Below are 12,610 nucleotides of genomic sequence, written 5' to 3'. Positions count from 1 at the left end.
GATTGCAAAGGCCGACACTGCGTTGAAGGTTGAAAACATGGAGAATGATTCGTCGGAAAGGGAGATCGCAGGCACAGATAACGGTGAGCGTAGCAAGAGCAACGCCGATGCGAAAGCACAAGTTGACGAGGTCGGAAGCGCGGAATCGGCAGAAATGCTCAGGACTGAAACAGAATTGCTGCGCAAGTCCCTCATAGAAAAGGAGACAACAATCAGGGACTACGAAAATTTGCTGAAGAAAATACAAGCTGACTTTGACAATTACAGAAAGCGCATCGAGCGGGAGCGTGAAGAGTACAGTAAACTCATCAATGAGCGTCTTGTAAAAAAACTCCTGAACGTTATCGATGACCTGGAGAGGGGACTCGGTGAAATGCACGGAAACGGTGGCAACGACGCATTCAGGGCAGGAATAGAAAAAATCAGGGAAAACACCATGCAGATACTGGTCGAGGAAGGCTTGAAAGAGATACCGACGAACAAGCTCTTCGATCCTTATTACCATGAGGCACTTGTCGTTCAGGAGAATTCCGAATACGGGGACAACGAGATAATGGAAGTGTACCAGAAAGGATATACACTGAACGGCAAGGTTGTCAGGCCAGCGAAGGTGCGGGTGTCGAGGAGAGTGGAGCGTAAACAGAGCGCAGAAGAGACGGACAGGAATGTTTGAATATCACAAGGTGAGAAAAATATGGCAAAAATCATTGGAATAGATCTGGGAACAAGCAATTCGGCAGCCGCAGTAATAGAAGGCGGTAGGCCGACGATTATACCGAGCGCGGAAGGAACCAGCATCGGCGGCAAGGCCTTTCCTTCAGTTGTCGCATTTACTAAGGACGGTGTGCTAATAGGCGAACCGGCAAGAAGGCAGGCCATCACCAATCCTGCTGGAACCATATTTGCTGCAAAGCGGAAAATGGGCTCGGATTACAAATACAGCATTGAAGGAAAGAATTACACGCCTCAGCAGATTTCCGCATTCATACTTCAGAAAATCAAGAGGGATGCCGAGGCATTCCTCGGCGGACCGGTCCAGAAGGCAGTAATAACCGTTCCTGCGTACTTCAACGATAACCAGAGGCAGGCGACCAAGGACGCAGGATCAATAGCAGGCCTGGAAGTCGTACGCATCATCAACGAACCGACGGCCGCGGCACTCGCGTACGGACTTGACAAATCAGACAAGGAGCAGAAAATACTCGTCTTTGATCTGGGCGGCGGAACGCTTGATGTCACCACCATGGAATTCGGGCAGGGTGTTTTTGAGGTCATATCGACGAGCGGCGATACGCAGCTCGGCGGAACAGACATGGACAAGGCAATCATAGACCATGTGGTTGGGACCTTCAAAAAGGAAAGCGGAATCGATCTTGTTAACGACAAGACGGCAATGGAGAGGATAAGAGAGGCGTGCGAAAAGGCAAAAGTGGAACTCTCCACCGTTCTGGAAACGGAGATCAATCTTCCATTCATAGCGCAGGACGCCAGCGGCCCCAGGCATCTGACGATGAAGCTCACGCGCGCAAAGCTTGAGGATCTTATCAGACCCATTATAGAAAGATGCAGGGCGCCGATAAATCAGGCACTGAGTGACGCGAAAGTCAGTGCTTCCAACATAGACAAGATCATACTGGTGGGCGGTCCAACAAGGATGCCGATCGTGCAGAAATTCGTCGAAGACATACTCGGCAGCAAGATCGTGAGGGGCGTGGACCCGATGGAATGTGTTGCGATGGGCGCTTCAATACAAGGAGGAGTGCTGGAGGGGACTGTGAAAGACATACTGCTCCTGGATGTGACTCCGCTGTCGCTTGGCGTTGAAGTGCAGGGCGGCGTGTTCCACAAACTCATAGAGCGGAATACAACAATACCGACAAAGAAGGCAGAGACATTTACGACTGCGGCAGATGGCCAGACGAGCGTCGAGATACACGTGCTTCAGGGCGAAAGACCGATGGCGGCCAACAACGTCACGCTCGGTCAATTCAGCCTGATAGGCATTCCTCCGGCGCCGCGCGGTGTTCCGCAAATTGAAGTCGAGTTCGACATAGATGCAAACGGCATACTCCATGTAAGTGCCAGGGACAAGGGAACGGGGAAGGAGCAGAAGATAACCATCTCCGCAAGCAACAAGCTTTCAAAGGATGAAATTGACAAAATGATGAAGGAAGCGGAGCAGTTTGCAGAAGATGATCGTAAGGCAAAGGATAAGGCCGAAGTCAGGAACATGGCCGAGTCCCTATCCTACACCACAAAGAAGACTGTGGACGACCTGGGAGATAAACTCACTGCAGAGGACAAGGAAAAGATAGAGAACGTGAGGAAGGAACTGGAGGAACTGCTGAAAGGCGACGACACCGAGAAGCTGAAGCAGAAGACAGAGGAGCTGAGCAAGATGCTCTACGAAACGTCGTCAAAAGTTTATCAGAGTCAGGCGGCCAGTCAGCAGCCTCCGTCGGGTGAAGCAACCGCCACATCCGGTGATTCGCAGTCTGGCGCAGGCGGGAGCGATGGAAAGGACGGCGACGGTTACGTCGACGCAAACTACAAAATAGTGGATGACAAGTGAAAGATTTACCTGAGGTCTGCATCAGATGGCGAAGGACTACTATGCCGTGCTGGGCGTCGGCAAGGACGCTTCCCCCGACGATATAAAACGCGCGTACAGGAAACTGGCACAACAATATCACCCGGACGTCGCCAAGATTGACAGAAAGGAAGCCGAGGAGAAATTCAAGACAATATCCGAAGCCTATGAAGTTCTCATGGACCCCCAGAAGAGGAAAAATTATGACACGTACGGCAGCGAGGCAGTAAACTTCGGCGGTGGAGGCTTTGACTGGTCAAATTTCACACATTTCCAGGACATTGGTGACATCTTCAGCAATCTTGGTTTCGGCTTTGGCGGTGGCGGCTCCATCTTCGATGTTTTCTTTGGCTCGCAGAGGCAACGACGCGGTTCCTATGCAGAAACCGGTGCATCGCTTCAGTATGACCTGGACGTAACGCTCGAGGAAGTGAATACAGGGAGCAGCAGGACCATAGAGGTGCCAAGAGCAGTCCCCTGCACCGAGTGCAAAGGAACGGGAGCAGAGAAAGGCAATCTATCGACATGCCCGACGTGCAACGGCAAGGGTCAGATGACACACAGGCAGAGTTCTCTCGGCGGTAATTTTGTCACCGTCAGGACGTGCCAGACCTGCGGCGGCAGAGGCAAAGTGATAAGGGAGAGGTGTCGCGCCTGCAACGGAAAGGGAAAGACGCACACCCTTTCCAAAATCGAGGTGCAGATACCGCGCGGAGCTGAGGAAGGAACTCACCTCAGGATTGCAGGCGCTGGTGAGCCCGGAACCAATGGCGGGCCGCCCGGCGACCTTTACGTTGTGCTGAATGTTGCCGAGCATCCACACTTCAAGAGAGAGGGAGAGAATATCTTCTATACGGCAGAAATTCCGTTCACGCTTGCTGCACTTGGCGGTGAAATAGAGGTGCCGACAATCGGCAGCAAGGCAAAGATGCAGATTCCGCAGGGCACTCAGCCCGGAACGACGCTGAGGATGGCAGGGCTAGGCTTGCCGAGGATGCGTGGCAAGGGCAATGGTGACCTGTTTGTTTCTGTGAATGTCAGGATACCGAAAAAGCTCAGTTCTGAACAGAAGGAACTGTTGCGCAAGTTTGAAACCATCGATGAAAAGGGCAAAGGTTTTTTCTCGAAACTCAGGAACGTTTGAGCATGGAAAGCACGCGCTCCTCGGTGTATCCGAACGGAGAGAGCATTGTGGAAACGGCTCTTGCAACGAGTCTTGTGTAGTAATATGCGTCGTACAGCTCACCACCTGACAGGAACTGTTCTGGAATAATTCTGCTGCCGTTTCCGTCCGGGGCGACGACAAAACGCACGGTTTCTCCCGCATTCAGGTCAATGCCCCCTGCGCGGAGAGCTGCGAGTGCCAGCTTCTGCTCATTTTCAGTTCTGTACTCGACGATATTTTTCGACACCTTCTTCGTCATTATGAGCTCATCCACCGGATAGTTTCCGCGCCCGACGGATTTCACAATATCCTTTATACTGCTGATTCCCTCAGATGCTCTTGACAGGAAATCCTCAATGCCTGACGACCCGCGGAGTTTCTGCAACAGGATGTTCTGCGCAAAACGCACCACACCCGGTGTGTCGGAACGCCTCAACTCTATTCCCCTGAGTTTCATGCTGCCGTCTTCAAACTCACCGTAATATTTGTTCAAACTCCCTTCACCGTTTCCTTTGTTTTCGAGGAAGACGATCCATCTGTATCTGCCTTCCACGCAGAGCGTAATGCCGGTCTCCTCACTGACCCTCCGGGCAAAAGAGCCTATGTCGCCATCACCGCGGAGCCAGAGCGAATCCACTATTCCGTGCAGCACGCTGAAGTTCATTTCACCTGCAATATCGGCTGCCTTCAGGAGCATCTCTCTTCCGAACGCGTTTATCGATTCGTGGCACTCTATGCTGCCGAATTTAGCGTTCCTGTAGCCGGTATACCCGAACGAAGTGACGAGAACCCATTTCAGCGCATTGCTCCTCTCCCGCGATGCATGGCTACCAGATCTTCTGTAGCGGCGCCTGCGCGCCATCAGCATGCCTGCAACGGCAGGCACGATGCCCTTTCTGCTTCTGCAGAAATGGTAGCGGAGACCCGGCACACGTGCAGCCACATCCGCACAGCAGACGCAGTTGAGCGTGTCCACAGATATATTCTCCTTCTCCATAATGCCTGGATACAGCGACGAAAAATCTACGCCATACACATCGCTGTAGAAACCCGGGCGTGGCGTATATATGAAACCGCCCCTGTCCGAAACGATGAGCTCCGAAGCGCTCTTGAAATCTTCTGGTCTGTTCTTCTTCCACGGAACGGCCACACCTCTCTTCAGTGCCTCGGCTGTCTCCATGCTGCTTATTGCCGTGCCTGGAGAAAGTCTTGCCATCTGCTGCAGCCCTATGAGCGACAGGCGCGATATTTCCACCAGGCCGTTCATCCCGGATTCGAGAAAAAGGAAGGAGTTGTCTGCATCGATGTGTGCACGGCCTTTGAGCATGGAAGGCGATGGCCTGTACATCACGCGTCCGTACGTTGTGTAGCTCTTCGCGCCGTAGGAATCACGCAGCCCTTCTTCCCTTCCAAGCGTGAATGAATGCAGCGACAGGGCCGACGCTCTACGGTACATCTGCCTTATGAAATCATCGCCCCCTTCTGTGACTATTATGTCTGCAGATTTTTCTCTGAGTATCCGCACTGCCTCCATGAGCATATGCCGTTCATCGCCGCGCAATGCCGTATCGTCTACATCGATTCCGCTTATGCTCTGCGTGATGCCGCGTCCGCGCATCGTAGCACCCATTCTGCACACACTGAACTCCGGCAAGTCGTAATCCAGATCGCTTGCGGAATCCATGCAATATATGCGCCCTCCGCCGGATATCGAGACGCGGGCGAGCGGGAAAATGCCGGTGTCGATCATGAAACGCTGTTCATACGGTATGTCAACATCATAAAGCGTAAATGCCGAATGTGCCCCTGAAGCATATATGCGCTCCGCGAGTCTTTTCAGCAGCCCGAAATTGCATGAAGAAACTTTCAGCAGCCTAGATACACGCATGGACGGCGCGGTCCTCCTGCTTTCAAACAGCACGTCGGCACCTTCTGCGGCGATCTGTTTTGCAAGACGATCCAGGCCGGTCCCCTGGATATAGAAATATGGCCTGTATTCACACTCTATCTTCTTTGTCTCCTTTCCACTGACCCAGAGGACGATCCTGTTTCTTTCTGTATCTGCATAGCAGTCCAGTATATGCCCTTCCATCTGTTCCGCCACGTTCAGAAGCGGTGACCGTTTTTGAGTTCCTCTATGTCCTTTTCCTGCTCCATGAGAATGGAAAGCATCATGCCTTCCACCGGATTCAGAAAAGCGGCGTACGAGGATGCGGCGGCGTTACGCCGTGCCTTTACGATTATTCGTTTCAGGTATATTCGATCTTCACGCCTCAGCGCTCTGCCGAAAAATTCCCATCGTGCAACGACCCGCTCTATCTCTTCCCTGAATGTAGGAACGGTTCTTCCCATTCAGCACACTTCCTCCCCGAATTCCTGCAATGAACGCTGATGGTGATGCGCATTCCATCTGGTTATGGCTGGTGCCTCACCGTCGGCACTTACCGCTATCCTGCCGCTGCAATATTGCACATACAGTGTCCTGTCGAAGCCGGTGCTCAGCGCGTGTTCCATTTCACTGCTCCCGCAGACGTCCACGGAAGTTGTCATCAGTGTCCAGCATCCGTGTCTTGCCGTGAGTTCTCCGAATCTGTTCAGCGAATTTACGAGCAGATCCGTGCCCTCTCTCCACCTGACTTCGCCGGTGAAGAGTTCGGCAATAGATGAGACTGCAAGAAATGAAACGCCGTGCAGGTCAGCCTCGGCCATTGCGGAGCGTGAAATTGAGTTCAGCTGATGAGCTGTGAATGCCCTTGCCACCCTTATCCTCGAGAGGAATTTCTGCGTGTCGTACCCGCATCTTTCCGCAAGTTCGGCGATATCGTACGGATTGAATGCATTACCGCCGTCAACCCATAGAACGGTGCCATCTGAGACGCACAGTGACTTGAAAACGGTGGAGTGCAGTATGCGGTTCACGGCAAGACTGTCGCCATGTAGAAGATAGCTGCGGCCGCTCTCCATCAACTGTCCGGGGCACTCGGCAATAGGCATGTACGCGTGCACACCGCTTGCGTCATCACCAGGATGGACGAAGGAGGCATGCCGTGGATTTACTGTTTGCATGTAAATATCCAGGAGGCAGGGTTATTTAAACGGCGACAGGGGGAGAGGTCGCCGAAAGATGTTAATTCACAGCTGCATTGCAAATTAAGTGCTGAACACACCCGGTGGAAACGTGATTCACATTGTCATAAGGCACGATAAACGATCGGAGATAGTTTTATGCTTTGACCGTGATTGAGGCAACTATGCCTGCCACTGTTCTTGTAGGCCTTCAATGGGGAGATGAAGGAAAGGGTAAGATTACCGACTTTATGGCCGGGATGGCGAATGCAGTAGTGCGCTTTCAGGGAGGAGCGAATGCAGGCCACACCGTGGAATTTGACAACAGGCGCTTCAAGTTTCACCAGATACCGTCGGGAATCCTGCACAAGGGTGTCACCGGCATAATAGCCAACGGCTCAGTCGTGGACCCGGGCGAACTGCTTTCGGAGATGGAAGGCATAGAGAGCAAGGGTTTCAACCTCTCGAAGCTCTACATAAGCGACAGGGCGCATATGGTGATGCCGTACCACAAACAGCTCGACGGTGCGGAAGAGATGCTGCGTGGAGCGAATGCGCTGGGCACGACGAAGAAAGGGATAGGCCCCTGCTATGCAGACAAATGTGCACGACTCGGTTTCAGGATTAACGAACTGCAGAAGCCCCATGAACTGAAACAGAAACTGGAATTTGTCTGCAGGGTGAAAAGTGCATACGCTTCCGCCCTTTCACTGGATGTGAAAATAGATGCGGACGAGATATACGACGCCTTACTGAAATTCCATGCCGTCATTTCAGGCCACGTCAGGGATACAGCCAGCATGATTAATGACATGATGTCAAGAGACAGGAAACTGCTCTTTGAAGGTGCGCATGGCATAATGCTTGACATCGACCACGGCAATTATCCGTTTGTCACTTCATCGAATACAGTCGCGGGGAATGCATATTCTTCGTCAGGCATGTCGCCGAGACATAGGATAAAAACCTTCGGTGTACTGAAGGCGTATTCTACCAGAGTGGGCGCCGGACCCTTCCCGACTGAGCTTTCGGATGAGGTCGGGGAGCATCTTGCGCTCAAAGGTATGGAAGTCGGAACCACGACCGGAAGGCCCAGGCGCTGTGGATGGCTGGATCTGTTCGCAGTGCGCCACGCAATTATGGTGTCCGGGGCAAGCGAGGTGGCGCTGACCAAACTGGATGTTCTATCGGGCATCGACAGGCTGAAGGTTGCAGTGGGTTACGAATACGAAGGCAGGAAGCTCAAGGACTACCCGTCAGATGCTTCGGTGCTTTCATCCGTGAAACCGGTGTACAGGGAATTCAAAGGCTGGTCGGACGAGCTGGACGAAGGGATGGATCGGTATTCCGGACTTCCGGAAGCGGCGAAGACCTACATCTCGTTCATAGAAAAATTCCTCGAAGTCAGAGCGAGGATTATTTCGGTCGGGCATTCCAGAGACAGGACTATAGTGAGGGGAAAATTCGCCATTTAATGGCCATGCCGCGGCATCCGAGTCGTGCTACACTTGAGTAAAACAGTCTTGCTGCGCAAGATTAAATTACATGAATCAGAGTTTAAGCGCATGTCTGAGAGAAGATCCAGGGAAGTCTATGCAGGGCCCGAGAGGGCGCCGAACAGGGCATTCATGAAGTCGATGGGACTGACAGACAACGATCTGGAACATGCCATCGTCGGAGTGGCCGCGGCATGGAATGAGGCAGGACCATGCAACATGCATGTTCTATCACTGGGCGAAAAAGCGAAGGAAGGCATTAGATCTGCGGGCGGAACTCCGCGCATGTTCACCGCCCCCGTTGTTATTGACGGCATAGCGATGGGCACGAGAGGAATGAAATATTCGCTTATAAGCAGGGAGCTTGTCGCAAACACAGTGGAACTCACAGTAAATGCACACGGATATGACGGTTTTGTCGGCCTTTCAGGTTGTGACAAGACCAATCCCGGCATGATGATGGCAATGGCCAGGCTCAACCTTCCGTCCATTGTAATGTACTGTGGCACCACGCTTCCCGGAAGCTACCACGGCAAACCAATCGCCATAGGAGATGTTTACGAAGCGGTTGGAGCATACTCGGCAGGCAACATGTCCGCAAAGGAGCTGAAGGTCATGGAAGACTGCGCCATACCCACGGCGGGAGCCTGCGGCGGTCTCTACACAGCCAATACTATGGCCATGATGACGGAAGCACTGGGCCTCGCGCTGCCCGGAAGCGCTTCACCTCCGGCGGTGGAAGGATCCAAAACGAGTTTTGTGTTCGAGACCGGCCGGAAGCTGATGGATCTGCTGGAGACGGACCTGAAACCCAGAGACATACTATCGCACGAATCATTCGAAAACGCCATCGCTGTGCTCATGGCTTCCGGAGGCTCGACGAATGCAGTTCTTCACCTCATTGCGATAGCGAGTGAAGCCGGTCTGAAACTTGACCTTGAAGAGTTTGACAGGATAGGCGCGAAGGTCCCGGAGATTGTGGACATGAAGCCATCCGGCAAATACGTCATGGCCGATCTCCACAGGGTCGGCGGCGTTCCGGCGCTGATGAAGAAGCTGCTTGATGCAGGCATGCTGAGAAATGATGCGCTGACTGTGACGGGAAAAACGGTTGGAGAAAACCTTTCAGTGCTGGAGACGAATGGCATGACGCAGGAAGTTGTCCATGAAATATCATCACCGATATACCGCCGCGGAGGAATAAAAATATTGCATGGTTCCCTCGCTCCTGATGGTGCCGTAATCAAGGCTTCCGCTTCCAGAGTTGAGCAGATGACTGGCAAGGCCAGAGTCTTCGATTCGGAAGAAGATGCATTCAACGCGGTTATGAAGAAGAGCATCAGGGAGGGGGACATAGTCCTCATAAGATATGAAGGACCGCGCGGAGGACCGGGTATGAGGGAAATGCTGGCAGTAACGGCAGCAATAGTCGGCCAGGGGCTTGGAGAGAAAGTCGGCCTCGTGACAGACGGACGGTTCTCGGGTGCCACCAGAGGCATCATGGTAGGGCACGTCTGCCCTGAAGCGGCTGCAGGCGGACCCATTGCGCTCGTGAAGGACGGAGACAGCATAACCATCGATACGGAAAACGGCAGACTGGATGTCCATGTGGACGAAGCCGAACTGTCGCGGCGCAGGAGTGTATGGAAGAAGAAGGAGGACGGCGCGGGCCCGGGTCTGCTGCGCCAATATGCTGCCCTGGTATCGTCTGCTTCTGAGGGAGCGGTGCTGAATCCGCGGGCCAGCTGAAACACCTGTTGCGCTTGCTACAGATTGCACATATTTGCAGAAGTGGATACATCGGCGGATCATGCCCGGCTGCCTGCACCGTGCCTTTCCGCCCGACCAATGCTATCAGGTGCATTAGCTGATGCGCTTGTCCAGATCCTCGCCGCCCTGGAATATCCCCTGTGCCTTTCCATACACATCCGCGAGACCGGAGTAGTCTTCTGCAGAGACAGGGATCATCTCGCTGTACGCACTTATTTCCTGAAGTGCCTTATACACCTCGATACTGAGGACTTTTGATGCCTTTGCATCGGAGTTCATGAGATCCTCGTACAGCCCCGATTCCGAACTTGACCATTCTATGATCTTTGCCAGCTCGTCTCCCGTCACTATGTCAGATTTGGAGAGTATATTGAGCGCGGGCACATCGAATCTGAAATTTACGCTTGCAAAGAGCATGGCGGAAGAGACAAAACCCGAGGGCGTCTTACACATAGTGGGTTCAGTCACAAACGCAAGAATGCTCTCGTCCAGCCCTAACTTCTCGATAACAATACTACCTGATTGCCTGTACGCAAACAGCTCAAGCTGACCGGGGGTGTCAACGAGCAGATAGTCGCTGTCAAGCTTCTCCACAGGTTCTAGGACTTTGTCCATATTAAGCGCGAGAAGATCGGCCGCAACAATCTGAGCGCCGTTTGGACCCAAACTGTATTCATTCATCACACTGTCCAGTTTCACCCAGTCTCTTATATCCACATCAGGTGAATAGGGCAGCTTATCGGCCCCCGGGTCCAAATTCATAGTGACGGCATCATAGCCGTTATCGTGCATCCAGTTCTGAAAAGCCGCCGTAAGTGTGGTTTTCCCTGCACCTGCAGTGCCGACGAATACGATTTTTTTCATGATCTCACCACGATGTCTTTGGTATATCCTTGTAGATTAATGTGTTCATCTTGTCGCTATGATCACATATTGTCCGAGATTATCAAGCAATGCAGCATAAATATGTGTTACGCGCGGATTCATGATGGCAGATGCATGCCGAGCAACTGTCGATGTCAGGATCACATAAGTTCGAAAGCGGGCCCGGAGGGAGATTCGGACACTGCGTGTCATTCGAACCCTCGACCTTTCGGTTAAGAGCCGATTGCTCTACCTAGCTGAGCTACGGACCCGTGAAGCATGAACATGGAGATGAACTACTGCAGTCCACAGGCACATACAACTGACCTTTCGGACATGCATGATTCAGGCACTCCAGATGATACACGCTCTCAGCGAATTCACCCATAACATCAGGGGGGTTAAATTGATTGTGCATGTGGAACTACGGCATCGCGAAATGTATCACTTCAGCGCCCTCTTCTTCAGCCGCTCAACATACGATGGTAGACCTTCCACATCCTTTGATTCGCCAATACTGAGCGAAGAAATGCGTGCCCTGACACGGTCATCCGGCCTTACGCCATTAGACGCGAGTCCGTGCGACAGTGCACGGCACAGCTGCCCTCCCTTCCTGTCCCAGTCAGTGAGTATGATGGCCCTTCTGTACCTACGCCCCAGTTCTTCGCACATTTCGAATATCGTATGCCTGCCGTTGAGAACGATTATTTCGCCGCCGATGCCGAGACTTCTCAACGCCTTTCTGTCGTTCTGTCCCTCCACGATAATTGGAGTCTCCGAATTCAGTTCGCGAAGATCCGCGATGACCTTTTCCATCTTCTCAAGAAACTCGCGGGAAGAAGTCATGCCGGGCGCCGCTCTGCTTACAGATCTGTGCACTCATAAAAAAAGGTTTCTTATAATGTCCCGGCTATCAATCAGCGATGGCCTCAGAAGAGTACAGGGTCAACTACAGCGAAATAACAAAGATATACAGGAACGAAAGGAAAGATGTGCTGACCGAACTCCCCGGCGATTTTTACGCGAAGGCCCGTCTCTACATAGAGGAACTGACGGCGGAGGAGGAGAGAAGCCGCGAGAACAGCGAGCTCTCTGCTGCCGCTAGATCACAAATCAATGAGGCGACTAAACTGCTGAGGCACATATGGGAATTCAGGACCAGGAAACTCATGCTGCTGGCTGTGAGCCAGAGACATCAGGCCGAAGTGGAACTCCGCGGGCTCGCAGACGAAGAAAGGGCACTTCTCTCGAAGGCAGTATCCGTTGTAAGACTGCATGAAAAGTCATCACTCGATGGAAAGCCTCAGAAGGAAGAGTATGTTACAGCTGCCAAAACAAGCGTGGAAACAGTGAAGGAGCGCGTCGAAACTGTAAATGAATATCCTGAACCGCCGGCCCAGATTGCCGCTGGGATTGCACACACAGATCATGAGATAGATCATGAGGTTGGTGAGCAGAAGATGGTCCTGCTGCGATTCATCAGCGACGCTCCGAAATTTTCAACAGAATTCGGTGATTTCAGTTTGAAAAAAGGTGAAGTGGCAAACATACCGGCACAGTATGCGAAAATACTCACGAACAGAAAGGTTGCGGTGGAGATTGCATCTCATGGCATTTGATGGGCAAACATACATTGCTGCTAGCTAGGAAAGATTAAGT

11 protein-coding genes and 1 tRNA gene are annotated in these 12,610 nt (G+C 52.5%); 6 read left to right on the top strand and 6 right to left on the bottom strand.

The genetic code is table 11. The annotated features are described in order from the left end of the window. Positions 1 to 37: 37 nt before the first annotated feature. The 3 genes from KIS30_01130 to dnaJ are packed head-to-tail and all read left to right on the top strand — an operon-like array spanning position 38 to position 3,734. The gene (locus KIS30_01130; GenBank protein MBX8645351.1) at positions 38 to 673 is read left to right on the top strand and encodes a nucleotide exchange factor GrpE; all 636 of its coding nucleotides are present in this window, start codon (positions 38 to 40) and stop codon (positions 671 to 673) included. Between the two features lie 21 nt (positions 674 to 694). Beyond that, positions 695 to 2,572 (top strand): molecular chaperone DnaK, encoded by a 1,878-nt coding sequence (gene dnaK / locus KIS30_01125; protein ID MBX8645350.1) that lies wholly within the window; start codon positions 695 to 697, stop codon positions 2,570 to 2,572. Between the two features lie 25 nt (positions 2,573 to 2,597). Next, positions 2,598 to 3,734 carry a molecular chaperone DnaJ gene (gene dnaJ, locus KIS30_01120; protein MBX8645349.1) on the top strand — a complete coding sequence of 379 codons (1,137 nt, stop codon included), beginning with the start codon at positions 2,598 to 2,600 and terminating at the stop codon, positions 3,732 to 3,734. Here the strand turns inward: dnaJ and KIS30_01115 are convergent. Genes KIS30_01115 through KIS30_01105 form a run of 3 tightly spaced genes read right to left on the bottom strand, consistent with a single transcriptional unit; the run spans position 3,721 to position 6,821 of the window. Further along, on the bottom strand, positions 3,721 to 5,847 hold the full coding sequence (locus KIS30_01115; protein ID MBX8645348.1) for a hypothetical protein: 2,127 nt from the start codon (positions 5,845 to 5,847) through the stop codon (positions 3,721 to 3,723). The genes dnaJ and KIS30_01115 overlap by 14 nt on opposite strands. 14 nt (positions 5,848 to 5,861) lie before the next feature. Continuing rightward, positions 5,862 to 6,107: a hypothetical protein gene (locus KIS30_01110; GenBank protein MBX8645347.1), complete on the bottom strand. Its 246-nt coding sequence runs from the start codon at positions 6,105 to 6,107 to the stop codon at positions 5,862 to 5,864. Then, positions 6,108 to 6,821, bottom strand: a complete 714-nt coding sequence (locus tag KIS30_01105) for a hypothetical protein (protein MBX8645346.1) — start codon at positions 6,819 to 6,821, stop codon at positions 6,108 to 6,110. Between the two features lie 185 nt (positions 6,822 to 7,006). Between KIS30_01105 and KIS30_01100 the strand changes: the two genes are divergently transcribed. Further along, positions 7,007 to 8,296 carry an adenylosuccinate synthase gene (locus KIS30_01100; GenBank protein MBX8645345.1) on the top strand — a complete coding sequence of 430 codons (1,290 nt, stop codon included), beginning with the start codon at positions 7,007 to 7,009 and terminating at the stop codon, positions 8,294 to 8,296. A 90-nt stretch (positions 8,297 to 8,386) separates the two neighbouring features. Next, the gene (gene ilvD / locus KIS30_01095; protein ID MBX8645344.1) at positions 8,387 to 10,066 is read left to right on the top strand and encodes a dihydroxy-acid dehydratase; all 1,680 of its coding nucleotides are present in this window, start codon (positions 8,387 to 8,389) and stop codon (positions 10,064 to 10,066) included. 114 nt (positions 10,067 to 10,180) lie between these two features. Here ilvD and KIS30_01090 read toward each other — a convergent pair whose 3' ends face one another. The 3 genes from KIS30_01090 to KIS30_01080 all read right to left on the bottom strand — a co-directional run bounded on the left by KIS30_01090 (position 10,181) and on the right by KIS30_01080 (position 11,797). Beyond that, a complete protein-coding gene (locus tag KIS30_01090) occupies positions 10,181 to 10,951 on the bottom strand; it encodes an ATP/GTP-binding protein (GenBank protein MBX8645343.1) in 771 nt (256 codons plus the stop codon). Between the two features lie 178 nt (positions 10,952 to 11,129). Next, a tRNA-Lys gene (locus KIS30_01085) sits at positions 11,130 to 11,223 on the bottom strand. 172 nt (positions 11,224 to 11,395) lie between these two features. Next, a complete protein-coding gene (locus tag KIS30_01080) occupies positions 11,396 to 11,797 on the bottom strand; it encodes a hypothetical protein (GenBank protein MBX8645342.1) in 402 nt (133 codons plus the stop codon). 77 nt (positions 11,798 to 11,874) lie between these two features. Between KIS30_01080 and KIS30_01075 the strand changes: the two genes are divergently transcribed. Next, the gene (locus KIS30_01075) at positions 11,875 to 12,570 is read left to right on the top strand and encodes a DNA replication complex GINS family protein (GenBank protein ID MBX8645341.1); all 696 of its coding nucleotides are present in this window, start codon (positions 11,875 to 11,877) and stop codon (positions 12,568 to 12,570) included. The last annotated feature ends 40 nt before the right edge of the window (positions 12,571 to 12,610 follow it).

The sequence above is a fragment of the Candidatus Sysuiplasma acidicola genome (assembly GCA_019721035.1).
Classification (GTDB): domain Archaea; phylum Thermoplasmatota; class Thermoplasmata; order Sysuiplasmatales; family Sysuiplasmataceae; genus Sysuiplasma; species Sysuiplasma acidicola.
The sequence above is the reverse complement of the archived record's forward strand: the minus strand, read 5'-3'. Positions and strand labels throughout refer to the sequence as shown.

Bases quoted from the DNA above. Each gene is read 5' to 3' on its own strand.
- KIS30_01075 (MBX8645341.1), top strand. From the start codon at position 11,875: ATGGCCTCAGAAGAGTACAGGGTCAACTACAGCGAAATAACAAAGATA.
- dnaJ (MBX8645349.1), top strand. From the start codon at position 2,598: ATGGCGAAGGACTACTATGCCGTGCTGGGCGTCGGCAAGGACGCTTCC.
- KIS30_01110 (MBX8645347.1), bottom strand. From the start codon at position 6,107: ATGGGAAGAACCGTTCCTACATTCAGGGAAGAGATAGAGCGGGTCGTT.
- dnaK (MBX8645350.1), top strand. From the start codon at position 695: ATGGCAAAAATCATTGGAATAGATCTGGGAACAAGCAATTCGGCAGCC.
- KIS30_01130 (MBX8645351.1), top strand. From the start codon at position 38: ATGGAGAATGATTCGTCGGAAAGGGAGATCGCAGGCACAGATAACGGT.
- KIS30_01100 (MBX8645345.1), top strand. From the start codon at position 7,007: ATGCCTGCCACTGTTCTTGTAGGCCTTCAATGGGGAGATGAAGGAAAG.
- KIS30_01115 (MBX8645348.1), bottom strand. From the start codon at position 5,847: ATGGAAGGGCATATACTGGACTGCTATGCAGATACAGAAAGAAACAGG.
- KIS30_01090 (MBX8645343.1), bottom strand. From the start codon at position 10,951: ATGAAAAAAATCGTATTCGTCGGCACTGCAGGTGCAGGGAAAACCACA.
- KIS30_01105 (MBX8645346.1), bottom strand. From the start codon at position 6,821: ATGCAAACAGTAAATCCACGGCATGCCTCCTTCGTCCATCCTGGTGAT.
- ilvD (MBX8645344.1), top strand. From the start codon at position 8,387: ATGTCTGAGAGAAGATCCAGGGAAGTCTATGCAGGGCCCGAGAGGGCG.
- KIS30_01080 (MBX8645342.1), bottom strand. From the start codon at position 11,797: ATGACTTCTTCCCGCGAGTTTCTTGAGAAGATGGAAAAGGTCATCGCG.